The sequence below is a fragment of the Polaromonas sp. genome (assembly GCF_035638815.1).
In the GTDB taxonomy this organism is placed as follows: domain Bacteria; phylum Pseudomonadota; class Gammaproteobacteria; order Burkholderiales; family Burkholderiaceae_C; genus Polaromonas.
The window spans coordinates 1-26,234 of sequence record NZ_DASQZG010000020.1; the positions used below are offsets into that span (position 1 = coordinate 1).

23 protein-coding genes are annotated in these 26,234 nt (G+C 58.0%); 9 read left to right on the top strand and 14 right to left on the bottom strand.

Translation table 11 applies throughout. From position 1 onward, the window contains the following. Positions 1-112, top strand: a 112-nt coding sequence (locus tag VE934_RS14120; protein WP_324888687.1) for an IS3 family transposase, incomplete at its 5' end; no start/stop codon positions are given. A gap of 416 nt (positions 113-528) precedes the next feature. On the opposite strand, the gene VE934_RS14125 is transcribed toward VE934_RS14120, so the two are convergent. From VE934_RS14125 to VE934_RS14160, 8 genes are all read right to left on the bottom strand, one after another. Next, positions 529-1,536, bottom strand: coding sequence for a class 1 fructose-bisphosphatase (locus VE934_RS14125; protein ID WP_324888571.1), 1,008 nt, complete (start codon positions 1,534-1,536; stop codon positions 529-531). Positions 1,537-1,675: 139 nt separating this feature from the next. Then, complete coding sequence (gene pepN / locus VE934_RS14130; RefSeq protein ID WP_324888573.1) at positions 1,676-4,396, bottom strand: aminopeptidase N; 2,721 nt, start codon at positions 4,394-4,396, stop codon at positions 1,676-1,678. Between the two features lie 25 nt (positions 4,397-4,421). Further along, positions 4,422-5,526, bottom strand: a protein-coding gene (prfB, locus tag VE934_RS14135) for a peptide chain release factor 2 (protein WP_324888575.1) whose coding sequence is annotated in 2 segments (ribosomal slippage) — positions 4,422-5,444 and positions 5,446-5,526 — 1,104 coding nt in all. Because the reading frame shifts where the segments join, the coding sequence is not laid out codon by codon here. A 211-nt stretch (positions 5,527-5,737) separates the two neighbouring features. Then, positions 5,738-6,943, bottom strand: a complete 1,206-nt coding sequence (locus VE934_RS14140) for a hybrid sensor histidine kinase/response regulator (protein WP_324888577.1) — start codon at positions 6,941-6,943, stop codon at positions 5,738-5,740. Further along, a complete protein-coding gene (locus VE934_RS14145) occupies positions 6,930-7,535 on the bottom strand; it encodes a chemotaxis protein CheB (protein ID WP_324888579.1) in 606 nt (201 codons plus the stop codon). Before VE934_RS14145 ends, VE934_RS14140 begins: the two co-directional genes overlap by 14 nt. Further along, positions 7,532-8,452: a protein-glutamate O-methyltransferase CheR gene (locus tag VE934_RS14150; protein WP_324888581.1), complete on the bottom strand. Its 921-nt coding sequence runs from the start codon at positions 8,450-8,452 to the stop codon at positions 7,532-7,534. Before VE934_RS14150 ends, VE934_RS14145 begins: the two co-directional genes overlap by 4 nt. After that, a complete protein-coding gene (locus VE934_RS14155; RefSeq protein WP_324888582.1) occupies positions 8,452-11,943 on the bottom strand; it encodes a response regulator in 3,492 nt (1,163 codons plus the stop codon). Before VE934_RS14155 ends, VE934_RS14150 begins: the two co-directional genes overlap by 1 nt. Positions 11,944-11,985: 42 nt before the next feature. Then, positions 11,986-12,963: an alpha/beta hydrolase gene (locus tag VE934_RS14160; protein ID WP_324888584.1), complete on the bottom strand. Its 978-nt coding sequence runs from the start codon at positions 12,961-12,963 to the stop codon at positions 11,986-11,988. Between the two features lie 86 nt (positions 12,964-13,049). On the opposite strand from VE934_RS14160, the gene VE934_RS14165 reads away from it, so the two are divergent. Further along, positions 13,050-14,753, top strand: a complete 1,704-nt coding sequence (locus VE934_RS14165) for an acyl-CoA synthetase (RefSeq protein ID WP_324888689.1) — start codon at positions 13,050-13,052, stop codon at positions 14,751-14,753. Positions 14,754-14,785: 32 nt separating this feature from the next. On the opposite strand, the gene VE934_RS14170 is transcribed toward VE934_RS14165, so the two are convergent. Together VE934_RS14170 and VE934_RS14175 are read right to left on the bottom strand one after the other, a co-directional pair. Then, on the bottom strand, positions 14,786-15,931 hold the full coding sequence (locus tag VE934_RS14170) for a sensor histidine kinase (RefSeq protein WP_324888586.1): 1,146 nt from the start codon (positions 15,929-15,931) through the stop codon (positions 14,786-14,788). Between the two features lie 123 nt (positions 15,932-16,054). Then, on the bottom strand, positions 16,055-16,717 hold the full coding sequence (locus VE934_RS14175) for an OmpA family protein (protein WP_324888588.1): 663 nt from the start codon (positions 16,715-16,717) through the stop codon (positions 16,055-16,057). A gap of 223 nt (positions 16,718-16,940) precedes the next feature. On the opposite strand from VE934_RS14175, the gene VE934_RS14180 reads away from it, so the two are divergent. The 3 genes from VE934_RS14180 to plsY are packed head-to-tail and all read left to right on the top strand — an operon-like array spanning position 16,941 to position 19,147. Further along, positions 16,941-18,005, top strand: coding sequence for an aldo/keto reductase (locus VE934_RS14180; protein ID WP_324888590.1), 1,065 nt, complete (start codon positions 16,941-16,943; stop codon positions 18,003-18,005). Continuing rightward, positions 18,002-18,493 carry an aminoacyl-tRNA deacylase gene (locus VE934_RS14185; protein WP_324888593.1) on the top strand — a complete coding sequence of 164 codons (492 nt, stop codon included), beginning with the start codon at positions 18,002-18,004 and terminating at the stop codon, positions 18,491-18,493. Before VE934_RS14180 ends, VE934_RS14185 begins: the two co-directional genes overlap by 4 nt. A 21-nt stretch (positions 18,494-18,514) precedes the next feature. Then, positions 18,515-19,147, top strand: coding sequence for a glycerol-3-phosphate 1-O-acyltransferase PlsY (gene plsY / locus VE934_RS14190; protein WP_324888594.1), 633 nt, complete (start codon positions 18,515-18,517; stop codon positions 19,145-19,147). Between the two features lie 66 nt (positions 19,148-19,213). Here plsY and VE934_RS14195 read toward each other — a convergent pair whose 3' ends face one another. Continuing rightward, entirely contained in the window at positions 19,214-19,885 is a 672-nt protein-coding gene (locus tag VE934_RS14195; RefSeq protein WP_414693853.1) for a retropepsin-like aspartic protease family protein, read from the bottom strand. 4 nt (positions 19,886-19,889) lie between these two features. After that, entirely contained in the window at positions 19,890-20,375 is a 486-nt protein-coding gene (locus VE934_RS14200; protein ID WP_324888597.1) for a YajQ family cyclic di-GMP-binding protein, read from the bottom strand. 67 nt (positions 20,376-20,442) lie between these two features. Here VE934_RS14200 and murB point away from each other — a divergent pair, with 67 nt between their 5' ends. The 4 genes from murB (at position 20,443) to VE934_RS14220 (ending at position 24,325) form a co-directional block, all read left to right on the top strand. After that, entirely contained in the window at positions 20,443-21,495 is a 1,053-nt protein-coding gene (murB, locus tag VE934_RS14205; protein ID WP_324888599.1) for a UDP-N-acetylmuramate dehydrogenase, read from the top strand. Between the two features lie 461 nt (positions 21,496-21,956). Next, positions 21,957-23,372: a GNAT family N-acetyltransferase gene (locus VE934_RS14210; RefSeq protein ID WP_324888601.1), complete on the top strand. Its 1,416-nt coding sequence runs from the start codon at positions 21,957-21,959 to the stop codon at positions 23,370-23,372. Then, positions 23,332-23,787, top strand: coding sequence for a hypothetical protein (locus VE934_RS14215; RefSeq protein ID WP_324888603.1), 456 nt, complete (start codon positions 23,332-23,334; stop codon positions 23,785-23,787). Before VE934_RS14210 ends, VE934_RS14215 begins: the two co-directional genes overlap by 41 nt. A gap of 4 nt (positions 23,788-23,791) precedes the next feature. Beyond that, positions 23,792-24,325, top strand: coding sequence for an ATP-binding protein (locus VE934_RS14220; RefSeq protein WP_324888605.1), 534 nt, complete (start codon positions 23,792-23,794; stop codon positions 24,323-24,325). A 135-nt stretch (positions 24,326-24,460) separates the two neighbouring features. Here the strand turns inward: VE934_RS14220 and argG are convergent, their stop codons facing one another. Together argG and VE934_RS14230 are read right to left on the bottom strand one after the other, a co-directional pair. Next, positions 24,461-25,792: an argininosuccinate synthase gene (gene argG, locus VE934_RS14225; protein ID WP_324888607.1), complete on the bottom strand. Its 1,332-nt coding sequence runs from the start codon at positions 25,790-25,792 to the stop codon at positions 24,461-24,463. 69 nt (positions 25,793-25,861) lie between these two features. Further along, entirely contained in the window at positions 25,862-26,179 is a 318-nt protein-coding gene (locus VE934_RS14230; protein ID WP_324888609.1) for a pyrimidine/purine nucleoside phosphorylase, read from the bottom strand. Positions 26,180-26,234: the final 55 nt, after the last annotated feature.

Here is a 26,234-nt window from a genome sequence, read left to right on the forward strand (position 1 = left end):
CAAGTCAGACGTGTTTGATTACATCGAGGGTTTCTACAATCGAGTTCGCAGGCACAGTCATCTTGACCTTCTGAGCCCGCTGGCATTCGAGCAGCTTCGCACTGGAAGCTGAAATGTGTCTACGGAAGCGGGTCAAGTCCATCCTGATCGCGCGTTCGGTTTCCTCTGCCCAAACTTTTGCATCGGTCTTGCGCGTGAAGGTTTGAGTTTGGGGTGGATGCCCCTTGATGCGAATCTGCGCGTGCCACTTCGTTTTGCCGTCGGCGTCAATACGTTCACGAATGGACGCCATGAGCAGTCTCCCTGGTCAGGGAGTTGCGCGCGTGATGGGCAGTGCCAACTATCATGCGTTGTCGTAATGAGTCATGGTCACTGTGCCATGGCTGTGCCACAAACAAAGAATCGCGCTCAAGGGCGCGATTAGTTTGTTGATTTGCATGGCTATTTTTGCGGTGCAGTTTTGTCATTACGAATGAGCTGCTCTACCGACTGAGCTACACCGGCATTGGTGTGAAAGTGAGCCTCAAATTATAGCTTGGCGTGATACGCGGTGACCCTCTCGACCTCGTTCTTCGAGCCCAGAATCACGCTGACGCGCTCGTGCAATTTGCCGGGTTGGATGTCGAGGATGCGCTGGTGGCCGTTGGTGGCCACGCCGCCAGCTTGCTCGACCAGCCAGCTCATAGGGTTGGCTTCGTACATGAGGCGCAGCTTGCCGGCTTTGTCGGGTTCACGCTTGTCCCAGGGGTACATGAAGATGCCGCCGCGGCACAGGATGCGGTGCACGTCGGCCACCATGGCTGCAATCCAGCGCATGTTGAAGTCTTTGCCGCGCGGGCCGTCCTTGCCTTGGAGGCATTCGTCGATGTAGCGCTTGACCGGCTCGTCCCAGTGCCGCATGTTGCTCATGTTGATGGCGAACTCCTGCGTGTCTTCCGGGATCTTCACGTTTTCTTCGATCAGCACAAACGAGCCTTGCTCGCGGTCCAGGGTGAACATGGCCACGCCGTCGCCCACGGTCAGCACCAGTGTGGTCTGCGGGCCGTAGATGCAGTAGCCCGCTGCCACCTGTTTGTTACCGGCCTGCAAAAAATCGGCTTCGTCGACACCGCGGTCGTCTTCCGGCATTTTCAGCACGCTGAAGATGGTGCCGATGCTGACGTTGATGTCGATGTTGCTCGAACCATCTAGGGGATCAAACAGCAGCAGGTATTCGCCCTGGGGGTAGCGGTTGGGCACCACGTAAATGCTGTCCATCTCTTCGCTGGCCATGCCAGCCAGGTGGCCGCCCCATTCATTGGCTTCGATCAGGACTTCGTTGGCGATGATGTCCAGCTTCTTCTGGATTTCACCCTGAACGTTTTCACTTTCGGCGCTGCCCATCACGCTGCCGAGCGCGCCTTTGTTGACGGCCTGGCTGATGCTTTTGCAGGCACGGGCTACCACCTCAAGCAGCAGACGCAGCTGCGAAGGGATGTGACCCTCCATGCGTTGCTGTTCAACGAGGTAGCGGGTGAGGGATATTTTTTGGGACATGGGGTTCCTGGGGGGTTGTCATCCCGGGGTTGATTCGGGATCCGCGGTTAGTTTAAGTGTCTCGTGTGTCATTGCCCAGATGCCGCGGCGTAGTGCGCATGCATGGATCCCGGATCGAGTCCGGGATGACATCCGCTTGTCAGTCGGCCAGCGCACGTGTGATGACCTCAAGTGTGTCTTTGCTTAAATCAGGTTTGGCAGCAACTCGTGCGATGGCTTCGCGCGCTGCGCTGCGGTAGGGTTCTGCCAGTTTCTTCCAGCGGTCCAGGGCTCTGGCCAGTCGCGCGGCCACTTGTGGGTTGATGGCGTCGAGCTCCATGACACGCTCGCTCCAGAAGACATAACCGGCCGCATCAGCGCGGTGAAAGGCCGCCGGGTTTCCCTGGCAGAAGGTGCTGACCACGCTGCGTGCGCGATTGGGGTTGCGCAGACTGAAGTCGGGATGCTTCATGAGCTGGCGCACCGCTGGCAACACGTTGCCACCGCGGTCGGGCGCGCCGGATTGCAGGCCCATCCATTTGTCGATGACCAGTGCCTCGTCCTTGAACATGGCGTGAAAGCGGGGCAGCGCCTCAGCGGCCAGGGGGTGGCCGCTGGAGACCAGGGCGGCGAGGGCGTTGAAGCGGTCGGTCATGTTGCCGGCGTCTTTGAAGCGCTGTAATGTTTTGCCGGGCCAAACTTTGTCGCCAGACGCGACGGCTGCCAGGCACAGGTGGGTGAGTGCCATGCCCGCAAGCGCACGGCGGCCTGAGGACAAGGGATCGGGCGTGTAGGCGCCGTTTTCATGATTGGCCTCGTATACGCTCGCCCAGTCCGCCTGCAGCGCAACGGCGAGCTGCTGACGCATGGCCTCACGCACCGCGTGGATGCGCTGCGGATCAACCACGTCAAGCTGCTCGGCCAGATACGTCTCGGACGGCAAGGTCAGCACCAGGTCCTTGAACGCGGCATCAAGCACGGGATGGCGCAGCACGCTTCGCATGGCTTCAATGTAGGCATCGTCCAGAGGGTTTGCCCTTGTTTCATGGGCGTCACAAGCTATTGATTTGATAGCAAGTCGCACCGCCAGCCTTTGTCCGGCCTCCCAGCGGTTGAAGGGATCGCTGTCGTGCGCCAGCAAGTGCAGAAGCTGCGCGTCGCTGTAGTCAAACTCAAGCACCACGGGCGCGCTGAAACCACGCAGTATCGACGGCACCGGCTCGGCATCAACGTTGACAAACTGCAGGGTTTCGCTGGCCTCGGTAATCACGAAGGTGCGCGGCCCATGGGCAGGGGCAGTCTCGCCAGAGAGCTGCAACGCAAGGTCGCCTCCGTCGGGTCCAACCAGTCCCAGTCCCACGGGAATCACAAAAGGATGTTTGTCGGGCTGGCCCGGTGTTGCCGCGCAGCTTTGATTCAACGTCAGGGTGTAAGTGCGGGCAGCAGCGTCATACACCCCCACGCCATGCAGGCGCGGCGTGCCTGCTTGGCTGTACCAGCGCTTGAATTGGGGCAACAGCCGCGCCAGGTCAGAGGCCGGGTTGGCGTCGGCGATGGCCTGCGCAAAGTCGTCGCAGGTTACGGCTTGTCCGTCGTGCCGCTCAAAGTAAAGCGCCATGCCCCTGGCAAAGCCATCGCGACCCAAAGGATCAGACGCGCCGTTGCCGACGAGGGTCTGCATCATGCGGACAACTTCAGCGCCTTTTTCGTAGATGGTGACGGTGTAGAAATTGCTGATCTCGATGTAGCTATCAGGCCGCACGGGGTGCGCCATGGGGCCGGCGTCTTCAGGAAACTGCGCGGTGCGCAGCACACGCACGTCTTCAATACGTTTGACGGCGCGGGCCGAGGCCTCACCGCACAGGTCTTGTGAAAACTCCTGATCGCGGAAAACCGTCAGACCTTCTTTCAGGCTGAGCTGGAACCAGTCGCGGCAGGTGATGCGATTACCGGTCCAGTTGTGAAAGTACTCGTGGCCGACCACGCTTTCAATGTTGGAATAGTCGGTGTCCGTCGCCGTGGCCTGATTCGCCAACACGTACTTCGTATTGAAGATGTTCAAGCCCTTGTTTTCCATTGCGCCCATGTTGAAGTCGCTGGTGGCAACAATCATGAAACGCTCCAGGTCCAGGCCGAGGCCGAAGCGGGCTTCGTCCCACGCCACTGAATACATCAGCGAGTTCATCGCATGTTCAGTTTTGTCCAGGTCGCCGGGCCGCACATAGACCTGTAGCAAATGATCTTTGCCGGCGCGCGAGGTAATGCGCTGCTCGCGCGCCACCAGCTGGCCCGCCACCAATGCAAACAGGTAGGCCGGCTTTTTGTGCGGATCGACCCATTTGGCAAAGTGACGGCCATCGTCCAGATCACCTTGCTCCACCAGGTTGCCGTTGGACAGCAGCACCGGGTACTTGGTCTTGTCGGCACGCAGCGTGACGGTATAACTGGCCATCACATCAGGGCGGTCCAGAAAATAAGTGATGCGCCGGAATCCCTCAGCTTCGCACTGCGTGAAGAAGGAGTCGTTGCTGACGTACAGGCCCATGAGCTTGGTGTTTTTCACCGGCGCACAGGTGGTGAAAATCTCCAGCTCAAAAGCGTCGGGCAGGTTGTCCAGCACCAGCTGCTCGCCTTCCATGCGGAAAGACGTACCCTGGCCGTTGACCAGCACGCGTGCAAGGTTGAGTTCTTCGCCGTCCAGCTTGAGGGGTTGCGCGGGCACGTCGGCGTTACGGCGCAGCGTCATTTTGTTAAGCACGCGTGTTTTGGCCGGGTCCAGATCAAAACTCAGATGGACAGTGTCGATCCAGTAAGCGGGTGCGAGGTAGTCGGCACGGTGGATGGCCGTGGAGGGTGCTTGTCCGTCACGCAATAGCAGCATGGGGTTCCTTAGACGTTTGTTAAGTTCATACGCCCTGCTTGAGTGACGCTTCAATAAATTGATCGAGATCGCCGTCCAGCACTTTTTGTGTGGCCGAGGTCTCGTAGTTGGTGCGCAAGTCCTTGATGCGGCTGTTGTCCAGCACGTAGCTGCGGATCTGGTGGCCCCAGCCCACGTCGGTCTTGGTGTCCTCCAGCTTTTGCTGAGCTTCCTGTTGCTTGCGCAGTTCAAAGTCGTACAGGCGGGAGCGCAGGCGCTTCCACGCCACGTCGCGGTTACTGTGCTGGCTGCGGCCGTCCTGGCACTGCACCACAATGCCGGTGGGAATGTGCGTCAGGCGCACGGCCGAGTCGGTCTTGTTGATGTGCTGGCCGCCGGCGCCGCTGGCCCGGAAGGTGTCTGTGCGCACGTCCGACGGATTGATGTCGATCTCGATCGAGTCATCAATCTCGGGGTACACAAATACCGACGCAAACGAGGTGTGACGCCCGCCTGACGAATCAAACGGCGACTTGCGCACCAGGCGATGCACACCGGTCTCCGTGCGCAGCAGCCCAAAGGCATATTCGCCCTCGACCTTGATGGTCGCGCCCTTGATGCCGGCAGTGTCACCAGCGGTTTCGTCTTCGATCTGGGTTTTGAAACCCTTGCGCTCGGCGTACTTGAGGTACTGGCGCAGCAGCATGCTGGCCCAGTCGCAGGCCTCGGTTCCGCCGGCACCGGCCTGAATGTCGAGGAATGCATTGAGCGGGTCGGCCGGGTTATTGAACATCCGGCGAAATTCCATCTTCTCGACTTCTGTGGCCACGTTGGCGGCTTCAGCTTCGATGGAGGTCATGCCGGCAATGTCACCTTCGCCCTTGGACATCTCAAAGAGCTCGGTGTTGTCAGCGAGTTCGGCACTGAGGCGGTCAATCACATGGACCACGTCTTCCAGCGACTTCTTTTCCTTGCCGAGTTCTTGCGCACGTTTGGGGTTGTCCCAAACCTTGGGGTCTTCCAGCGCGGCGTTGACTTCGTTTAATTTACGTTCTTTGGCAGGGTAGTCAAAGATACCCCCTGAGCTCGTTGACCCGGTTGCTCAGGTCAGCGAGCTGGTTGGCGATGGTGTTGATGCGTTCTGCTTCCATGGGAAATCCTGTGTGTGGTCTGGGGTTCAATCCGACATTTTCTCATGCCCGGTGAAGGGCGGCAGCGCCCGCGGGGGCGCTTGCGCGCTACAGAACGTAAATATGGGATCAGCCGGGCGTTATTTAAGAAAAAGAGCCTGTTTGCCCATACGTGACGGGCGCAAGCTGCTATGAAAAACAGAGCAAACTGCGACGCTGGTCGCAGGCCCGGTCAGTCCGTGGTGTCGCAGACCGTGTTCAGCGGCAAGGTCACCCGGAAAATGGTGCCCTGGCCCGGCTCGCTTTTGACGCTGATGAGGCCGCCATGCGCCTCTACCAACTGGCGCGTGATGTACAGGCCCAGGCCCAGCCCGCCGGTGCCGTCATTGCCCGTGACCCGCTCGAATTGTTCAAAAATGCGTCGCTGGTCTTCCTCAGGGATGCCCATGCCGTGGTCGCGCACTTCAATCAGCGCGTGGTCGGGCAACGCCTGCAGGGTGACTTCCACCGGTTTGGCGCGGCCATAACGCAGGGCGTTGGTCAGCAGATTGATCACCACCTGCTCGATCCTGAACTCATCCAGCATGCCGGTAACGGGCACGGGGGCGTTCAGGGTGATGGTGGTGTCGGCATCAATGGCCTGGTTGGACAGCGTGTCCACTACCCGCGCCAGCAAAGCAGACAGCTCCACCGTCACTGGGCGAATGGACAGGCGGTTGCTGCGGATGCGCGAGGCGTCCAGCATGTCGTCAATCAGCCGCACCATGCTCTGGATTTGTCGCTGGTCTTTGTCGACCATGGCTTGCAGGTAAGCCTCGTCGAAAATTTCCGCCTGCCCACGCTTGAGCTGCATCTTGCGCAACTGCGTTTCCAGAAACAGGGTGTTGAGCGGCGTGCGCAACTCATGCGCGGCCAAGGACATGAAGTCATCGCGCAGACGCAGGGCCTGCTCCAGTTCAAGCTGGGTTGCCCGTAGCTGGGTGAGCAGGGCTTGCTGCTCCTGCTGGCTTTTTTCAAGCGCAAGAACTTGCCGCTGGGTTTCGCGGCGCTGGCAATACAGCTCTACAAACACGTTGACCTTGCTTCGCACCGCCGCCACATCCAGCGGTTTGTATAAAAAGTCGACCGCGCCGACCCCGTAGCCCTTGAAGGCGTAGTCCTGTTCCTTGCCGGCCGCGGTAACAAAAATGGTGGGTATCTGGCGTGTTTTGCCGGTACTGCGCATCAGCTCGGCCAGTTCAAAGCCGTTCATGCCCGGCATCTGAACGTCCAGAATAGCCAGGGCAAAGTCGTGGGTCAACAACAGGTCCAGCGCTTCCTCGCCCGAGCTGGCCTGGAAAATTTCCCGGTCGTCCTGGCGTATCAGTGCGTTGAGCGCCAGCAGGTTGTCTGGCAGATCGTCGACGATGAGGATTTTTACAGCGTCAGGTGTGCGCATGGTTTTGATCAAGTTGGACAAGCAGCCGTCGCATGTCGTCCAGAGGGAGTATCAGATTGGGTTTCAGTTTACGGATGGCCGCCTCAGGCATGGTAGCAACCTGCGCCTCTGCCGGGTCCTGCACCGCTGTGATGCCGCCGCGCTGCTTGATGCGGGCCAGACCGGCAGCGCCATCAAAATTGGCACCCGTGAGCAACACGCCCGCCAGCCGTGCACCGTAGGCGTCAGCTGCAGATTCCATCAGGATGTCGATTGAGGGGCGGGAGTAGTTGACCGGCTCTTCGCAGCTGAGGGAAAAAGTCCGGTCCATCTCGATGGACAGGTGGTAGCCGGACCCTGCGAAATAGAGGGTCGAGGGAGCTATGGCTTCCTTGTCTCCAGCCTCCCGCACCGTCATGGGCAGCCTTTGCTGGAAAACATCGGCCAGCCGGCTGTCACGCTCTTTGGGTAGATGCAGGACCGCAATGATGGGCAGGGAAAACTTGGCGGGCAAGCCCGACAGCAAGGCCAGCAAGGCTTGCACCCCGCCGGCGGAAGCGCCAATGACCACCGCTTCAACGGGATGGTTTTTGACGGCTTGCTGAATATTCATCGAGCCGAAGCCTCGACCTTGCGGAAGATCCGCTCGGGTTGGTCCAGTGCTTCAAAGTGTGCGGCATGGGCCGAAAAGTCGATGCTTTCCTTGCTCCCCAAACCCAGAAAACCGCGGTGGCTGAGTGACTCATGAAAGAGGCCCAGGGCGCGGTTCTGGAGTTTTCGATTGAAATAAATCAGCACGTTGCGGCAAAGGATGAGCTGGGTCTCGGAGAACACACTGTCGGTAGCCAGGCTGTGGTCTGCAAAGGTCACGTTATTCCGCAGCGACTTCTCAAAAATCGCTCCGTCGTACGCCGCGGTGTAGTGATCAGAAAACGCCTGTTTGCCGCCTGCTGCCTGGTAGTTGGCCGTGTGGCCCTGGATGCTCGCGGTCGAAAAAATACCCTGCCGTGCTTTTGCGAGTGACGTGGGATTGATGTCCGTGGCGTAGATCATGGACCGGTCCAGCAGACCTTCTTCCTTGAGCAGGATGGCCAGCGAATAAACCTCTTCGCCGGTGCTACACCCCGCGATCCAGATTTTGAGCGACGGGTAGGTGCGGAGCACAGGCACAACCTGCTCCCGCAAGGCCAGAAAAAATGAAGGATCCCGAAACATGTCGCTCACGGGGATGGTGAGGAACTGCAGCAGACGCATGAAAAGTTCTGCATCTTTCACCACAGCCGCTTGCAAGGCAGGGATGGTCGGATAGCCAAGGTGCTCGAGGGCCTTGAGCACACGCCTTTTCTGCGACGCGCCCGCATAGTCGCGAAAGTCGTAGCTGTATTTGAGGTAAATAGCCTTGATCAGCGCCTGCAGGTCAGCGTACGAGTGCCTGTCGTCCGGCTCGCTGACGGGCACCGGCTTGCCTGCATTGGCCAGTGCATCACGCAGTTGAGCCGCAGGCGATGGAGTGACAGGTTTTGTGGGCATCAGGGGCGTTCCGTGTTGGGCATCCACACACGCAGAAGCGAAAACAGGCGATCCAGAACAATGGGCTTGGCCAGGTAATCACTGGTGCCCGCTTTCAGGCATTGTTCCTGGTCATCCTTCATGGCCTTGGCAGTCACTGCAATGATGGGCAGCTTCTGAAAGCGCGGGTCCTTGCGGATTCGCCGCGTGGCTTCAAGGCCATCCATGCCAGGCATCATGATGTCCATCAGCACCAGGTCAATATCGCTCACTTCATCGAGCTTGCTGATGGCTTCAAAGCCGTTTCGGGCAATCTCGACGCGAATGCCTTTTTGCTCAAGTGCGCTGCTCAGCGCAAAGATGTTGCGTGCATCGTCGTCCACCACCAAAACCTTGCGCGATTCAAAGGCCGCGTCACGGCTGCGCAGGGTGGACAGCATGAGCTGGCGGTCCGCCGACAACTCCGACTCGACCTTGTGCAAAAACAGTGTGACTTCATCCAGCAGCCGCTCTGGAGAGCGGGCGCCTTTCATGATGATGGCGCGCGAATACTTCAGCAGCTCGGTTTCTTCTTCGCGGGTCATGTCGCGGCCGGTGTAAACGATGACTGGTGGGAAGGCTGAAATGTCCTCGGTGGACATGCGTTGCAATAACTCGTGACCGGGCATGTCTGAAAATTTCAGGTCCATGATCATGCAGTCGAAGATGGTGCTTTTCAGGAGCGCAATCGCCTCGGCCCCCGTTGCCACGGCGGCAATCTCGATGTCGTCATCGCCGATCAGTTGCGCCACACTGGCGCGCTGCAGGGCGTCGCCTTCAACCACCAGCACCCGTTTGATCTTCTGGTTGAGCTTGTCGCTCAGTTTGTTGAACACATCCTTGAGCTCTTCGCGCGTGGTTGGTTTGAGGGCGTAACCAATAGCGCCCATCAGCAGCGCTTCTTCGCTGAGGTCATCGTTTGAGACGATGTGCACCGGAATATGACGCGTCTTCGGATCTTCCTTGAGTCTGCGCAGCACCGTCATCCCCGGAGCGTCTGGCAGCCCCATGTCGAGCACGATAGCGTTCGGCAAAAATTGCCGGGCCAGGGAGACCCCGTCTTCGGCACCGTGAGCGACCAGGCAGTTGTAACTCAGTTCACGCGCCAGGTCGTAAAGAATGCGCGCGTAAATAACGTCATCTTCAATCACCAGCGCCAGGCGACCGCCGCCCGTCAGATTGCGGTCATCGGTAAAGGTCGCGACCGGCACAGTAGTCGGCAGCAAGGAAGGCGCTTGCAGGCGGGCCGCGGACATCAGCGGCGCCGAGCTGCGCAGACGCCCCGGCGCGCGGGGGCCGGAGCGCACATCGGATGCAGGCGCCGGTGCCGGCTTCCATTCGCAGGGCAGCATCAGGGTGAAGGTGCTGCCCTTGCCTTCGCCGCTGTCCACCGTGATGGAGCCGCCCAGCAGGGAGGTCAGGTCGCGTGAGATCGACAGTCCCAGACCAGTCCCGCCATGACGCCGGCTGGTGGTCCCATCGGCCTGGCGGAAGGCATCAAAAATAAGTTGCTGCTGGTCAGCGCGTATGCCAATGCCGGAGTCGCGAACGGTGAAGGCAATAACGCCCTTCGGCTGCAGCGAAACCTGCAGGCTCACCTCACCAGCATCGGTGAATTTGATCGCGTTGGAGAGCAGGTTTTTCAGGATTTGCTCAACGCGCTGGCGGTCCGTTTTAAGAGTGGCCGGCGTGCCTGGATCGACGGCGATGTTAAAGACCAGTTTTTTCTGTCCTGCCAGCGGTTCAAACGTGTTCTTGAGCGATTCAACCAGCCTGCCCAGAACCACGTCCTCAGGAGACAGTTCCAGCTTTCCGGCCTCAACCTTGGAGATATCCAGAATGTCGTTGATCAGGCTGAGGAGGTCATTGCCCGACGAGTAAATGGACTGCGCAAAACGAACTTCTTCTTCGCTGAGGCGGCCTTGTGGGTTGTCTGCGAGCAGCTTGGCCAGGATGAGCGAACTGTTCAGAGGCGTGCGCAGTTCGTGCGACATGTTCGCCAGAAATTCAGACTTGTACCGGCTGGCCCGGCTGAGTTCTGTCGCGCGCTCTTCCAGCAGGATCTGGGCCTGGTTGAGTGCCGCATTTTTATGGTCCAGCGTGAGCGCGGTTTCGGACAGCTGTTCGTTGGTCTGCTCCAGCTCGGCCTGCTGGTTCTCCAGCGTGACCTGATACTCCTTGAGCACGCGGGACTGCTCTTCCAGTTCCTCGTTGGTCGTGCGCAACTCTTCCTGCTGGACCTGAAGCTCTTCATTAAGCTCCTGCGACCGGGTGAGCACATCCTCCAGACGCTTGCGATAAAGCGCTGCGTGGATGGAGTTGCCGATGTTGCTGGCAATCATGGTGACAAATTCAAGGTCGCGCGGCGCAATGGCCCGCAAAAAGCCCAGTTCAACCACGCCATTGACCACACCGTCGTTGTGCACGGGAATCACCAGCACATTGCGTACCGATCCTTGTCCCAGGCCCGAGCTGACCTTGAGATAGGTAGCTGGCAGATCGGTCAGTTGGAGCACGCGGTTTTCAAGCGCGGCCTGGCCTATCAGGCCTTGAGCGGTGTCCACCGGGGCGTCTGCCTCTGCCGCATCCTGCGTCGGCCCGTAGGCGGCCACGCGCTGCAGGTAGCCACCTTCCTGCCGCACATACAGCGCGGCCACAGCCACGTCCAGGTAACGCGCCAAAAACTCCAGCACGTTGCGGCCCAGAGATTCCAGGGCGTGCTGGCCCAGCGTGTGTTCTGCCAGTTGCCTTTGCCCGGTACGGAGCCACAGCTGCTGCTCCAGCAGCACTGCTGTAGCGGTTTGCTGGTGTTCTGCCTTTCCGTATGAGTCAGACAGGCTTTGCAGCTCGCGCCGGCCCAGAAATGCCAGCAGCACACTTAAACCCAGGCTGAACAGCAGATAGCCCGCCATGCCCCAAGCCGTGTTGCTTCGGGCCAGCGCATTGCGCTCTTGCAGTGAACGCTCCTCGATGTTGATAAAGGCGGTGAATTCCTGGCGTATTTCGTCGGCCAGGCTTTTACCGCCCGCCGATTTGACCGGGGCCTGGTAGTCCAGGTCTTTACGCCGCAAATCGACGATGTTTTGCGCAAACTCATTCCATTGAGTCTGCAATGCCGCGATGCGGCGCAAACGCGCCACCTGGGGCTGGTTGTCACGAACCAGTTCGGCCAGGGAGGCGGTTTCGGCTGCGATACGGGGCTTGCCAATTTCGAAAGGGCGTAGCAGGGGCTCTTCGCCCGTGACCAGAAAACCATACATGCTGGCTTCCATGTCGGCGCCCAGTTTTGCAATCTGGTTGGCACTGCTGATGGCCCGCTCGGTCCGCTCGACCCCGCCCAGGGCGGACAGCAGATAGAAAATCAGGGCCACAAACACGGCGGCGCTGAAGGTGCCCACACCCAAGGGCAAGCTGACGCTGCCGGTCAGAATGCGGCGATAGTTTTCCTCGTTGGCTGTGCTCGGTGCGGCCATGAATATTCCCCGCGCCAAGCGCAAAAAAAGTGCCCCATTCTCCTACAAAAGCGGCCTGAGGACGGGTTTAACCGCCCCAGGCTTCGCTGCTGGCGGGCAAGCGCTCTGCTGCAAAAACCCTTCAATCAGGCGGGCCAGGGCCTCGGGCTGGTCATGGTGCAGCATGTGGCCCGCATCTTCTATGACGGCCGTGCTCACCTGCGGCACGGTTTTAAGCCGCTCGTGGTACTCGGCCAGGGTGTATTTTCCCTCCCACCATTTGGCCAGGGAATCGTCTGACGCTTCCACCGCCAGCGTCGGCGCGGTGATGCGCTGGTAAATCTCCAGCACTTCATCGACCCGGTAAAGGTGCGCGTTGGTGACCTTGTGCGCTGCGTCGCCCAGAATGTTCCATTGTCCCTGGGCGTCCTGCGCGGCCCATTGGCGGGCCAGCCAGTCAGCCTTGTCCGCGGGCAGCCGGGGGTTGGTGCGCATCAGACGCCGCGCAACGCCGTCGGCGTCTTTGTAGGGTTTGAGTGCAAGCTCACCTTGGTGCAGGCTTTTGAGCTCATCCATCCATTTGGCAAATCGTTCCGGTGCCTGGCTGGGCCGGCTGGCCGGCAGGCCAAACCCCTCCAGATTGACGAGTTTGCGGATGCGCTCGGGCCGTACACCTGCGTACAACATGGCAACGTTTCCGCCCATGCTGTGGCCAACAAGGTCAACCGGCTGTCCCTGGGCGTAATGATCGAGTAAAAAATCAAGGTCTGCCAGGTAGTCAGGAAACCAGAAGTTGTCCGCGCCGTTAGCGCCGGTTTTTCCATAGCCGCGCCAGTCGGGCGCGATGATGCGGCGACCGGCGACAAATGCTTCTGACAGGGCATCAACCACAAACTGGTATGACGCTGCCACGTCCATCCAGCCGTGCACCAGGACCAGCGGCGTCAGCGTACTGTTAGCTTCTCCCCAGCAAAGCGTGTGGTAATCAATGCCGCGTATGGGGACAAACTCGCTACGGGGAGGGCGTTTTTCTTTGTACATTGGGCTTCATCATAAGGAGACTTGAGTTGAAACGCAGTCAAGACAGGGACAAGCTCGCCGCCCTGCAGGGCGACAACTGCGCCGCCATGCATCGCGGCTTTCGCTGGCAGGTGGACGAGTACTTCAACATTGCCGAGGTCTGTTGCAGGCGCTGGGCCAAGCCTGAGCGTCAAGGCGCTACAAAAAGAGTAGCAATACGCGCCCATCAACCCGGGGCCAAGGCCACTTTTTATTCATATGCTGATTTGCAGCGCGCCGCTGACGCGCTCAGCCATGTGCTGGTGCAGATGGGTGTGCAGCGCCGCGACCGTGTGGCCATCGTGATGCCCCAGCGCTTCGAGACCGCGGTGGCTTACATGGCAGTTTTCCAGATGGGCGCGGTGGCGATGCCGCTCTCAATGTTGTTTGGCCCCGAGGCGCTGGAGTACCGCCTGCAGGACAGCGAGGCCGTGCTGGCCATTTGCGACGAGAGCTCCATCGCTAGCCTCAAAGCCATCCGCAAGAGCTGCCCGGCGCTGCGTACCGTCATTGCGGCGGGCGGCGCAGCGGGGCAGGGTGATGTTGATTACGACACGGCACTGGCGGCGGAACAGCGTGCTTTTACGGCAGTTCAAACCAAGGCAGATGACGCAGCAATTTTGATTTACACCAGCGGTACCACGGGCCCGCCCAAGGGGGCGCTCCTGGCGCATCGGGCCCTGATCGGCAATTTGCCCGGGTTTGTGTGTAGCCAGAACTGGTTTGGTTTTGACGGCAAAACCAATGCCAAATCCGAGGCCGTGTTTTGGTCCCCCGCAGACTGGGCGTGGACCGGCGGCTTGATGGATGCGCTGCTTCCTGCGTTGTATTTCGGCAGGCCCATTGTGGCTTTCAACGGGCGCTTCAGCCCGGAGACCGCGTTTGACCTGATGGCTACGCAGGGTGTGACACACACCTTCCTGTTTCCCACGGCGCTCAAGGCCATGATGAAGGCCTATCCGCATCCGCGAAAACATTTCAAACTCAAGCTGCAGGCCATGATGAGTGCTGGCGAGGCTGTTGGCGACGCCGTGTTTGCCTACTGCCGGGACGAGCTCGGTGTGATCGTGAACGAGATGTTCGGGCAGACCGAGATCAACTATGTCGTTGGCAACTGCTCCGCCCTCTGGCCAGCACGACCGGGCAGCATGGGCAAGGGCTACCCGGGACACCGCGTGGCGGTGATCGACGACGAAGGCCGCGAATGCGCGGTGGGCGTGCCTGGGGATGTGGCAGTCAACCGCTTTGACATTCACGGCGACCCTGACCCGATCTTTTTTCTGGGTTACTGGAAGAAGGAAGCCGCCACGCGGGGGAAATTTACCGGTGACTGGTGCCGCACGGGTGACATGGCCAGCCGCGATCACGACGGTTATCTCTGGTATGAGGGCCGGGCAGACGACGTGTTCAAAGCCGCGGGGTATCGCATTGGCCCCGGTGAAATTGAAAACTGCCTGGTCAAACATCCGGCCGTGGCCAATGCGGCCGTGGTGCCCAAACCCGACCGCGAGCGCGGCGCAGTGGTCAAGGCCTACGTTGTACTTGCTCCTGATTTCATAGCTAAACGCGCCCGTAATGAAAGGGCGCAAGGCCAATTTGATGCAGAACTTGTGGCACAGCTGCAGGCGCATGTAAAGGGCCTGCTGGCGCCGTACGAGTACCCCAAGGAGATCGAGTTTATTGACGCATTGCCCATGACCACCACGGGCAAAGTGCAGCGGCGTGTGCTTAAGCTACAGGAAGAGGAGCGCTTTCGTCTTGCCAATGCTTGAGGCAGGTGTTCAGGCTCGGGTTAGAGGCGGAGTCAGAGCGGGTTGACGGGTGCTGGTCTGCGTGGCAGTTTCACATTGAATGTGGTGCCCGATCCTGGGGCCGACTCAACCCCCATGGTGCCGCCATGGGCACGCACAATTTCCTTGCAGATATAGAGGCCAAGGCCCAGACCATCCGGCTCCCGTCGCTCCCCGCCCCCATTGCCCGCGCCCCGGGCCAGAGGCTTGAAGATACGCTCCTGCTCCTGCGGCGGGATGGGGTTTCCGGTGTTGTGCACCGAGAAGAACACTTCTTCGCGGTTTTCCCACATGTACACGGTTACCGGCTCGTTGCTGGCACCGTAGGAGATCGCGTTGCCCAGCAGATTGGAAAGCAGCTGTCCCATGCGGCCTTCGTCCCATGATCCATCAAAGTTGCCTGTGCTGTCCAGTCGCACCGGAACATTCGGGTGGCGCACCTGAGTTTCTTCAACCACCTTGAAGAACTGACTCACCAGGTTGCCGGGTTTGGGATGGATGGGCATGACCCCTTCCGCCTGCCCCCGTGTGAAGTCAACCACTTGTTCTATCACGCTGTTGATACGCACCACGCTATTGATGATGGGTTCGGCGGCTGCAGCCGTCAGCTGGCCCGACCGGACAAGGTACTGCGCCGACATGGAGATGGTGCCCAGCGGGTTCCGGATGTCGTGCCCCAGAATGCCGATAAAAAGGTCGGTCGATCGTTTGGTCTGTTCGGTGTAGCGGCCCACCGACTCGGCAATGGCCTGATCAATTGCCTCATTGAAGCGGGTCAGGTCGATCACATCGCGCGCATGGCCAGATTCGCCGCTGGCTTTCAACCAGAGACGGACCACGCTTGACCGCAAGGCCCGGTACTCGGTAATCATGGCATCCACGGCAAAGCCGGAGATCATCCTGATGTCAGCGTGCGTCTGGGCGGCGGTATCTTCGCCCTCGGAGGTGCTGTCACTCAGCCCTTTGGATTTGTCTACCTGTTCATCTTCGGTTTGAGGGCGGTCCAGATCCTCGGCAATGGTTTGCAATATCTCGGCCGCATGGTCCCTGAGCTCCTGTTTGTCCAGTTCGGTACCGGTGTGTTCGACAGTCGCGGCAAACTCATCCCAGGCTTCCAGGATCTCTTTTGTTTGTGTGCGGAGGAATTCCGAAAGGCGCATGGTCGAGCTTTCTGCCGGTGGTTTTCAGGCGTGGAGAACGCAAATGAAGTCAATGGTCGCATAAAAAGAAAAGAGGCAAAAAAAAACCTCCTGAAGAGGAGGTTTTTTAGATAGGCTGCGGGATTATTGACGTGCAGCAGCCTGGACGGGCTCAGCTACGTAAATTTCAACGCGACGGTTTTTCGAACGGCCATCAGCAGTACCGTTGTCCGCAATAGGCTCACGCTCGCCACGGCCGTCCGTGATGATGCGGTTGTTGGCAACGCCGCGTGAGGTCAGGTAATTGCGTGTGCTGTTGGCGCGGTCCATGGACAGCGGGTTGTTGGTCGCATCGGTACCGACGTTGTCAGTGTGACCCACGATGGTGACCGTGGTGACCGGGTTCTGGTTCAGGCTCGAAGCGAACTGATTGAGAATCGGTGCGAAGCTGGAGTTGATGTCCGAGCGGCCAGTTGCAAACGAAATGTCTGCAGGGATGTCAAGCTTCAGGCGGTTGTCGGCGGTCTGGCTCACAGCCACGCCGGTACCCACGGTGGCCTGCTCCATGGCAGCTTTTTGCTGCTGCATGCGCTGCGACCAGAGGTATCCACCACCGGCGCCCACTGCACCACCGAGAACAGCCCCGGTTGCGGCGCCTTTGGAGCCGCCAGTTGCAGCGCCGATCACAGCACCAGCAACAGCGCCGATGCCGGCACCCTTTGCAGTGCCCGATTGTGTTTCAGTCATGTTGGCGCAGCCGCTCAGAATGAGGGCAGCGGCGGCGAGGGATGTGAATGCTAGTTTCATGGATATCTCCTGGGAGTTGTTAATACGGGGAAGCAACAAGCTTTTTTGCTGGAAGCTCTTGTAGATGAATCGTAGGTCGGCAACCTTTTTTAACGTGTAAGGCAAATTCCCGAAAGTTTGCCCGCCAACGGCGGCGCTGCAGCCCCTAAACTAACGCTTTGACCGCCATTTCGCGCGTCAGGGTTTTCCTCCACCTGCATCTGATTTTTCTTTCTTTCAGCACATGAACAAAGTACAACTCGGTAGCAGCGACCTGCAGGTCACGCCTGTTTGTCTCGGCACCATGACCTTCGGCGAACAGGTCAACGAAGCCGATGCCCACGCCATTCTGGATCGCTCTCTGGAGTGCGGCGTCAATTTTCTGGATGCTGCGGAAATGTATTCGGTGCCGGCTCGTGCCGAAACCTTTGGCGCCACGGAAACCATCATCGGCAACTGGTTTGCCAAACGCCCGGAGGCGCGTCGCAAGCTGGTGGTGGCCACCAAGGTTGCAGGGCCGGCGCGTGGCATGAACTGGATCCGCAATGGCAGCCCTGACCTCACGGCCCAGGACATCGTGCAAGCCTGTGACGACAGCCTCAAGCGCCTGCAAACCGACGTGATTGACCTGTACCAGATTCACTGGCCTGCCCGCCATGTGCCAGCCTTCGGAATCATGTATTACGACCCGGCCAAAGATAGGCCGGTCAGCAGCATTCATCATCAGCTTGAGGCGCTGGGTGGGCTGGTGAAGGCCGGGAAGGTGCGAGCCATTGGCCTGTCCAACGAAACGCCGTATGGTGTTCACGAATTTGTTCGTCTGGCCGAGCATCATGGCCTGCCAAAAATCGCGACGGTGCAAAACCCGTACTGCCTGATCAACCGCACGGTAGACAACGGCCTGGATGAAACCATGCACCGGCTCGGTGTGTCTCTGCTGGCGTATTCGCCGCTGGGCTTTGGATTGCTGACTGGCAAGTACGACACCAGTGGTATCACGGGGCCCCAAGCTCCTGCAGACGCCCGCATTGCCAAATATGAATCCGTGCGCGGACAGCGCTGGGGTCGGCCAGAGGCACTGACCGCTGCCCGCCGCTACAACCAGCTGGCTCGTGACAATGGCTTGAGCCCCGCGCAACTGGCCCTTGCTTTTTGCTACACGAATCAGAAAGTTGCCAGCACCATCATTGGTGTCACTTCGCTGGCACAGCTGAATGAAAACATCGATGCCTTCACAACCCGGCTGTCGCCGGAGTTGCTGAGCGCAATCGATGCCATCCGGTGGGAGCTGCGGGACCCGGCTTTGTGAGTAAAAAGGACCACGTCTCCGAAACACCAGCCACGCAAATGCTGAGGGCGAGCAACGTGAGCTTCACCGAGCATCCGTACGAGTACCTGGAGCACGGTGGCGCTCAACACAGCGCCGAGGTGCTTGGGCTGGATCCTTTTTCCGTGGTCAAAACCCTTGTGATGCAGGACCAGGATGCAAAACCGCTGCTGGTCTTGATGCACGGCAACCGCAAGGTATCGACCAAAAATCTGGCGCGTCAGATTGGCGCCAAATCGGTAGAGCCGTGCAAGCCAGAAGTCGCCAACCGCCACAGTGGCTACTTGGTGGGCGGGACCTCGCCTTTCGGCACGCGCAAGGCGATGCCGGTGTACATCGAGGAGAGCATCCTCAGCCTGCCGAAAATTGCCATCAACGGGGGCAGGCGCGGCTACTTGGTTGGGTTGTCGCCTCAAGTCTGCGTGGAGCTGCTGGGCGCAATATCGGTTAGTTGTGCGCTGGCTGACTGAAACTACAACAACGGAGACCCCATGGACTATTTGTATTCTGCTCTTGCGGTGGTGGCGGCCTATTTGATCGGCTCTCTTTCCTTCGCAGTCATTGTCAGCAGGTTTGCGGGGCTGAGCGATCCGCGCAGCTACGGCAGCAAGAACCCGGGTGCTACCAACGTGCTGCGCTCCGGCAACAAGGGCGCTGCTGCAGCGACTTTGCTGCTGGACGGCGTCAAGGGCTGGGTGCCCATGGCCCTGGTCACGTGGTTTGGCAAGGATTACGGATTGGGGGATGGCACGCTTGCCGGCGTGGGACTGGCGGCGTTTCTTGGGCATTTGTACCCGGTGTTCTTTGGCTTCAAGGGCGGCAAGGGGGTGGCTACGGCTGCTGGCGTGCTGTTTGGCGTGCACTGGGTGCTGGGGCTGGCCACGCTGGCTACCTGGATCATCGTGGCATTTTTCTCGCGCTATTCATCTTTGGCTGCCATTGCCTGCGGCTTGTTTGCGCCGTGGTATTACCTGATTGGCGACCGCACCTTCTGGTACACCGACAAAGTGTTGACGTTGGCGATCGTGGTGATGAGTGCCTTTCTGGTTTATCGGCACCAGGAAAACATCCAGAAGCTGCTCAAGGGCACAGAGTCCAAGCTGGGCGCCAGGAAGAAGGTATGAGTTGAGTTTGCTATTAATTCAATAGCTGTCTGAGCCCGAATAACAAGGGTAAAAGCCGCTTTTGGCTTAAAACCTTTTGATCAGCGTCAGCTGGTCGTTTTCGCGGATCATTTGAAAGCGAGTGAGAAAACTGTTGCCCAGCAACAGGAATGGCATCTCGCGATTGGCCACCACAGCGGCAACGCCAAACACTTCCACGTCACCTACGCGCACGGAGTCGAGGGTCACCCTCCAGCCCTCTATGACGCCATTGGCGGTGCTCAGTTGTACTCGTGTACCAGTCCGGTAGTTCACGCCCAGGCGCTCAGCGTCCGCCGCGGTCATCGAAATGGATGTTGCGCCCGTATCCACCAAAAACTGCACCGCGTTGCCATTGATCTGGCCCTGCGTCATGAAATGCCCGCCCGTGCCAGCCGTCAACACGATGCGGGTCCCCTTGCCCGAGCCACCACCCGCGCCACCGCCAGCACCCACACTGACTGGCGCGTCACCGACCCGCAGGGTGTGACGCTTGCCATTCAGCTCCAGCACCGCCTGGTCACCTGAGGTGGAAATGACTTTCACATCCATGTGTGTCTGGCCAGCCGCCACTGATTTGGGCGCTGCGCCGTTGACGACCAGCAAGGCCTTGTTTCCCAACATGCCGGCAAGGGCGACGCTTTGTGCCCATGCGGCCGGGGTGAGGCAGGCAAGGCCTGTCAGCCACAGGGCTAACAATTTTGCCTGCCGCATGTTCATGCGCTCAGTCCCGAAAATTGTTGAAGCTGAGCGGCATGTCCGGCAGCTCAGCCTTGATCATGGCCATGGCTGCCTGCAGGTCGTCGCGCTTGGCGCCTGTCACCCGCACGGCGTCACCCTGAATGGAGGCTTGCACCTTCACCTTGCTGCCTTTGATGAGCTGCGATATTTTCTTGGCCTGCTCAGTCTCAATACCGTTGCGCACCTTTGCAACCTGCTTGACCTTGTCGCCGCCGATTTTTTCGATCTTGCCTGCGTCCAGAAAACGGATGTCGACGCCGCTTTTGGTCATCTTGTTGCGCAGGATGTCGTTCATCTGCTCAATCTGGAAATCGCTGTCGCCGGTCAGGGTGATTTCCTTGTCCTTGAGCTCAACTGCTGCAGACGTGCCTTTGAAGTCGAATCGGGTACCGATTTCCTTGCCGGTGTTCTCCACCGCGTTTTTGACCTTGACCAGGTCGGCTTCGAGAACAGTATCAAAAGAGGGCATGATTTTTCCGGCTTCCGGGGTTGCGTACTAAGGGCGTGGAGGGATGTCGGGGTGCGACAATCCTGCGATGTTAGTCGAGAAAAACGTCCCCCTCCAGTTTTCCAACACCTTTGGCATCATGGCCAAGGCCCTCACGCTGGTGCGCATTGCCAGTGAGGAAGATGTAGCAGCCGTGCTGGCTGATCCAGCCCTTGAAAGTGCCCCCAAATTTGTTCTGGGCGGTGGCAGCAACATCGTTATCACGGGTGACGTCAAGGCCGTGGTGCTGAAGGTTGAAATTCTGGGGAAAAGACTTGTAAGCGAAACGTCCAGAGCATGGATTGTGGAGGCCGGTGCCGGCGAGATCTGGGACGATGTTGTGCGCTGGACCCTGCAAAACGGTTTCCCCGGTCTGGAAAACATGGCCCTCATCCCCGGCACGGTGGGCGGTTCACCGGTGCAAAACATCGGGGCCTACGGGGTGGAATTGCAAGACCGGTTTGAGTCGCTGGATGCCATTGACCTCACGACCGGCAAAAGTTTTACGTTAGACGCAGCGCAATGCGCATTTGGCTATCGCGACTCGGTGTTTAAACACAGCAGCACAGGTGCCAACGGTTTTGGTCTGGCGGGCAAGGCACTCATCACGCGAGTCAGGTTTGCATTGCCCAAAGCCTGGAAGCCTGTGCTCGGATACGCCGATCTTGAGAAAAAGATGGCGCAGTCCCCGGCCGTCGCGCCGAGCGCGCTACAAATTTATGAGTGGATCAGCGAGATCCGCCGGGCCAAGCTTCCCGATCCCAAAGTGATTGGCAACGCAGGCAGTTTTTTCAAGAACCCCACCGTCACGCCAGAGCAATGCGCCGACATCATCCTGCGCGAGCCCAAAATTGTTCACTACCACCTGGCCGACGGCTCGGTCAAGCTGGCCGCTGGCTGGCTGATTGATGCCTGCGGCTGGAAAGGAAAAACCATAGGCAACGCCGGCGTGTACGACCGGCAGGCATTAGTGCTAGTTAACAAGGGCGGCAAAGAGCACCCCGTGACGGGCGGTGAAGTCATGACCCTAGCGAAAGCGATTCAGACGAGTGTGTATGAGCGGTTCGGCATCCTGCTGGAGCCGGAGCCGGTGGTGGTGTAAGAGCCCGGTAGAGATTCCTGTGCGGGTTTGCCTCTGGCTCTACGGCGCCCCGAAAACGCTACGTTTTTGATAGCTGCTCGCGCATATTCTGCAAGGGCTAGAGACCGATTTGTCTTTATAAAAATGCTGATTTCGGATTTTGTGGCCGTCTGCCCTATTCAAGCCTGCTTTCAAACGTGCGTTTCGCATTAAAGATTGCTTTAATGTGACTTCACCCGGTTAAAGAATTCTTTCGCACCATCCGCGCCACTGGCACCCATCAGCCAGCACCCCTCGGGTAAAGTCTAGCCATAAGAATTCCAAAGGGGAGGGGAGCATGCTGATCAAATCAGCCGACGACAAGTCCAGACGTCCGGTATTACTGCTGAACAAGCGGTTGTTCCAATAGCATTCCGCCGGTCGTGACTCAACGCCTCCGCTTCCTACTCGACACGAATATCCTGATACCACTCCAGGATTCCATGCTCGTGCTCGCGCCAAGCCTTGCAAATTTCGTACGGTTGGCGGGAGTCGGTGGGCATCAATTGCTCTATCACCCAGCATCACAAGCCGATATTGAGCGTGATAAGGATATGCAGAGACGCGGTCGAACACTCGCACGCCTTACACAGTACACAAGACTTGAAGGTGCTCCGTCAAGTCCCCGCAATACGTCGCAAACGTCTGCGAATGATGCGTGTGATAACGACATCCTTCATGCGCTTGAATGCTCTGCTGTCCATGCCCTCATTACCGAAGACAAAGAAATTCATACAAAAGCCCGTCTAGCTGGGTTTGGCGACCGGGTCTACAACATTCAGACTGCAGAGGATTGGCTTCGACGTCTACATGAGCCAGCAGAAGTCCATCTTCCGAATATCGAAGATGTACCGATGTTCAGCCTCACCAGTCAACTTGAAATTCTGCTATTTGACAGCCTACGTTCAAGTTATGACACGCCTGAACGCAGTTTCAACAAGTGGTTTCATGACAAAGCGCAAACGGGCAGGAAGGCGTGGATCGCCCGAACTGAGGAAGGTGTAATTGAGGCAATTTGCATCTATGCGATTCAAACGAATGAAGTAATTAATGATGCAAAAGAGTCGCTATCTGGACAGTCCTTGAAACTTTGCACCTTCAAAGTTGGTGAACAAATCCGAGGAAGAAAAATCGGCGAACTCTTTCTGAAAGCCGCATTTCGATTCGCCACAGAAAACCGATGCGAGAACATTTTTGTTCACACCAGTGATGACCAGTTTTATCTCTTGGAGTTGTTGGTTGATTTCGGTTTTCAGCAGCGTGGCATGTATGGAACTGACATCATGTTGGTTAAAGCCCATCCGTCTGTACCCCCGGATCTGGATATTCCCGCACTCGACTACGCAAAGCTGTACTTTCCTCACTATCGGAAAGACGTTTTTGTGCAAAAGTTTCTTGTACCCATTCAACCTCAATATCATCAAATTCTTTTCCCAGATCTAGCACTTCAGGGACAATTATTTGGTGGCAATTCAGTTGCTGGAAATGCTATCAAGCAAGCGTATCTTTGCAAAGCGCAGACCAATCGGGTGAAGCCTGGTGACATCGTTCTTTTCTACAGGACTGGTGACGAAAAGGCCGTAACGACACTGGGGATCGTAGAACGATACGAGGTGCATGAAGACGCCTCTAGCATTATGCAAATCGTGAGTCGTCGCACGGTTTACAGTCAAAGGGACATTGAGGTGATGGCAAGAACGCCAACTAAAGTAATGCTTTTCAGACTTGCATGTCACTTTCAGTCATCCATCCCATATTCGGCACTCACACAAGAAGGCATTGTGTCGGGGCCGATCCAGTCCATCACAAACATTTCCGATGACGCTTTTTCCAGAATTCTCAGACTCTCAAAACGGTAGTGCGATCCTGCTATCTGTTAAGCCCAAGTTTGCTTCTCTCATTGCAGAGGGAAGCAAGCTGGTTGAGCTACGCCGGACTGTTCCCGCTCAAACCGTAGGAACCATCGCTATTTATTCCTCTGCCCCAGTACAGGCGATCGTTGCCTTGGCTGACGTGAAAGAGACCATAGAAGCTAGTCCTGCCAAGCTGTGGTCAATCGCGAAAGACAATGGCGGTGGGCTAAGTCGTGCTGAACTGATCGCCTACTTTGACTCGAAGAAAACTGGGTTTGCCATCATGCTTCATAACGTTCGCGTATATAGCAAGCCAATCGGGCCGGAGAAAATTTTCAAATCCTTTTCGGCTCCACAGTCCTTTCGATACCTGACACCAAAGGAATTGAAAAAGCTTGAAAAACTTTTGGCGCCGGCGTAGAAAAATGAGCGTCATTTTCTTGGCGGGTGTGCATGGTGTTGGGAAGGGATTTCTTGGTACGCGTGTTGCCAAGGCTGTTGGAGTCATTCACTTTACGGCTAGTCAACTCATCCGCGAAGAAAAGGGACTAGCTACGTGGGGAACTGACAGGAAGACTTCTGCACTTGATGACAACCAAGTGGCTTTGATACGAGCCGTTAGTCAAAAGCGCTTGATCCATCCAAAAATCCTGCTCGATGGGCACTTTGTTCTTCGAAATGAGCTGGGAATTTTGACTCCGCTAGAGAAGATGGTGTTTCGGGAGTTGCATTTGACAGGTGTAATTCTTCTGACCGAAGAATCAAACATCATCGCTTGCAGATTAGCGATGCGGGATGGAGGCGCAACTGACGTTTTCGCTATCTCTGAATTGGCCGAGGCCGAATCGGCTCATGTTCAGGATGTCTGCCATGAGCTCGGCTTGCCTCTTACAGTGATTAACTCGCCTACTGAAGAAAGCTTGAGCGTCGCCATAGAGCGCTTAACAGCAACTGTGTGAAGCCTGTTTAGTTGTTCGAACTACCCTAGCCATTGCGAATAATTGATACCCAAACGATGCCCTAGAGGTGAAACAACAAAGCCCGCCAAGCATTCACTTGGCGGGCTTTGTTTTTTGGGGGGCGCCTGAACTGGCTTACTTCCCCAGCTTCAAAAAGTCATCCCCCTTACCCAGCTCCAACAACCCCGCGTTGGAGTAAACCTGCAGCTTCGCGCGGGTGTCGGTGATGTCCAGATTCCGCATGGTCAGCTGCCCAATCCGGTCCAGTGGAGAAAACGGCGCGTCTTCCACTTTTTCCATGCTCAAACGCTCAGGCGCATACGTCAGGTTCGGCGATTCGGTGTTCAGCAACGAATAATCATTCCCCCGGCGCAGTTCCAGCGTCACGGTGCCGGTCACAGCCTTCGCCACCCAGCGCTGGGCGGTTTCGCGCAGCATGATGGCTTGGCTGTCGAACCAGCGGCCCTGGTAGAGCAGGCGACCGAGCTTGCGGCCGTTGTCACGGTATTGCTCGATGGTGTCTTCGTTGTGGATACCAGTAACCAGGCGCTCATAGGCGATGAACAGCAGCGCCAGGCCGGGGGCTTCGTAGATGCCGCGGCTTTTGGCTTCGATGATGCGGTTCTCGATCTGGTCGCTCATGCCCAGGCCGTGGCGGCCGCCAATTTCGTTGGCCTTGAGGATCAACTCCACCAGGTTGTTGATGTGTACGCCGTTCAGCGCGACAGGGCGGCCTTCTTCAAAGGTGACGCTCACTTCTTCGGCCTTGACCACGCAGTCGTCCTTCCAGAAGGGCACGCCCATGATGGGGTTGACGATCTTGATGCCACTGTTCAGGTGCTCCAGGTCTTTGGCCTCGTGCGTGGCGCCCAGCATGTTGCTGTCGGTGCTGTAGGCCTTTTCGGCGCTCATCTTGTAGCCAAATCCGTTGGCGGTCATGAAGGCGCTCATTTCAGAACGGCCACCCAGTTCGTCGATGAACTGCTGGTCCAGCCAGGGCTTGTAGATCTTCAGCGCGGGGTTGACCAGCAGGCCATAGCGGTAGAAGCGCTCGATGTCGTTGCCCTTGAAGGTCGAACCGTCGCCCCAGATGTTGACGTCGTCTTCCTTCATCGCGCTGACCAGCATGGTGCCGGTCACGGCGCGGCCCAGCGGTGTGGTGTTGAAGTAGGTGGAGCCGGCGGTGGTGATGTGGAAGGCACCGGCTTGCAGCGCGGCCAGGCCTTCAGCGGCGAGTTGTGGGCGGCAGTCAATCAGGCGCGCCTTGATGGCGCCGTATTCCATGGCTTTGCGGGGAATTTCGTCGTAATCGGCTTCGTCGGGTTGGCCCAGGTTGGCGGTGTAGGCGTAGGGTAGGGCGCCCTTTTGTTTCATCCAGAGCAGCGCGGCGCTGGTGTCCAGGCCGCCAGAGAACGCGATGCCGACCTTTTGGCCGGCGGGGATGTTTTGCAGGATGGTGTTAGACATGTAGTGGCCTCTAGCCTTTGTATTTATTGCGCAAGCTGCTATGAAATAAGGAGCGTGTTGCTCTGCGGATCAACCGAAGTGGCAGATGTAGTGGTAAGCCTCGCCGACGCGGATGTCAAAGCTGGAATTGCCTGGCACGTTAAATTTGTCGCCAGCCGCTGATGTAACCCAGGCGTCGCTGCCCGCCAGCTTGTACTCGCAGGAGCCGGCCACGCATTCCATGATCTCGGGCGCACCCGTGTTGAATGTCAGTGTGGACGGCAGCACAACACCCACCGATTTTTTGGTGCCGTCTGCAAACGTGATGCCGTGACTGACGCATTTGCCGTCGAAATACACAATGGCCTGGGTGGTAACGCTGACGTTGTCAATTTTTTCGGTAGTCATGGTGTTTTCGGAAGATTGGCGTCGCAGAAGGCTTGGTAAAGGGCTAGCAGCAGAG

Coding starts and splice junctions, on each gene's coding strand:
- VE934_RS14125 (WP_324888571.1), bottom strand. CDS start 1,536: ATGTCCCAAAAAATATCCCTCACCCGCTACCTCGTTGAACAGCAACGC.
- pepN (WP_324888573.1), bottom strand. CDS start 4,396: ATGCTGCTATTGCGTGACGGACAAGCACCCTCCACGGCCATCCACCGT.
- VE934_RS14140 (WP_324888577.1), bottom strand. CDS start 6,943: ATGCGCACACCTGACGCTGTAAAAATCCTCATCGTCGACGATCTGCCA.
- VE934_RS14145 (WP_324888579.1), bottom strand. CDS start 7,535: ATGAATATTCAGCAAGCCGTCAAAAACCATCCCGTTGAAGCGGTGGTC.
- VE934_RS14150 (WP_324888581.1), bottom strand. CDS start 8,452: ATGCCCACAAAACCTGTCACTCCATCGCCTGCGGCTCAACTGCGTGAT.
- VE934_RS14155 (WP_324888582.1), bottom strand. CDS start 11,943: ATGGCCGCACCGAGCACAGCCAACGAGGAAAACTATCGCCGCATTCTG.
- VE934_RS14160 (WP_324888584.1), bottom strand. CDS start 12,963: ATGTACAAAGAAAAACGCCCTCCCCGTAGCGAGTTTGTCCCCATACGC.
- VE934_RS14165 (WP_324888689.1), top strand. CDS start 13,050: ATGCATCGCGGCTTTCGCTGGCAGGTGGACGAGTACTTCAACATTGCC.
- VE934_RS14170 (WP_324888586.1), bottom strand. CDS start 15,931: ATGCGCCTTTCGGAATTCCTCCGCACACAAACAAAAGAGATCCTGGAA.
- VE934_RS14175 (WP_324888588.1), bottom strand. CDS start 16,717: ATGAAACTAGCATTCACATCCCTCGCCGCCGCTGCCCTCATTCTGAGC.
- VE934_RS14180 (WP_324888590.1), top strand. CDS start 16,941: ATGAACAAAGTACAACTCGGTAGCAGCGACCTGCAGGTCACGCCTGTT.
- plsY (WP_324888594.1), top strand. CDS start 18,515: ATGGACTATTTGTATTCTGCTCTTGCGGTGGTGGCGGCCTATTTGATC.
- VE934_RS14195 (WP_414693853.1), bottom strand. CDS start 19,885: ATGAACATGCGGCAGGCAAAATTGTTAGCCCTGTGGCTGACAGGCCTT.
- VE934_RS14200 (WP_324888597.1), bottom strand. CDS start 20,375: ATGCCCTCTTTTGATACTGTTCTCGAAGCCGACCTGGTCAAGGTCAAA.
- murB (WP_324888599.1), top strand. CDS start 20,443: ATGTTAGTCGAGAAAAACGTCCCCCTCCAGTTTTCCAACACCTTTGGC.
- VE934_RS14210 (WP_324888601.1), top strand. CDS start 21,957: ATGCTCGTGCTCGCGCCAAGCCTTGCAAATTTCGTACGGTTGGCGGGA.
- VE934_RS14215 (WP_324888603.1), top strand. CDS start 23,332: ATGACGCTTTTTCCAGAATTCTCAGACTCTCAAAACGGTAGTGCGATC.
- VE934_RS14220 (WP_324888605.1), top strand. CDS start 23,792: ATGAGCGTCATTTTCTTGGCGGGTGTGCATGGTGTTGGGAAGGGATTT.
- argG (WP_324888607.1), bottom strand. CDS start 25,792: ATGTCTAACACCATCCTGCAAAACATCCCCGCCGGCCAAAAGGTCGGC.
- VE934_RS14230 (WP_324888609.1), bottom strand. CDS start 26,179: ATGACTACCGAAAAAATTGACAACGTCAGCGTTACCACCCAGGCCATT.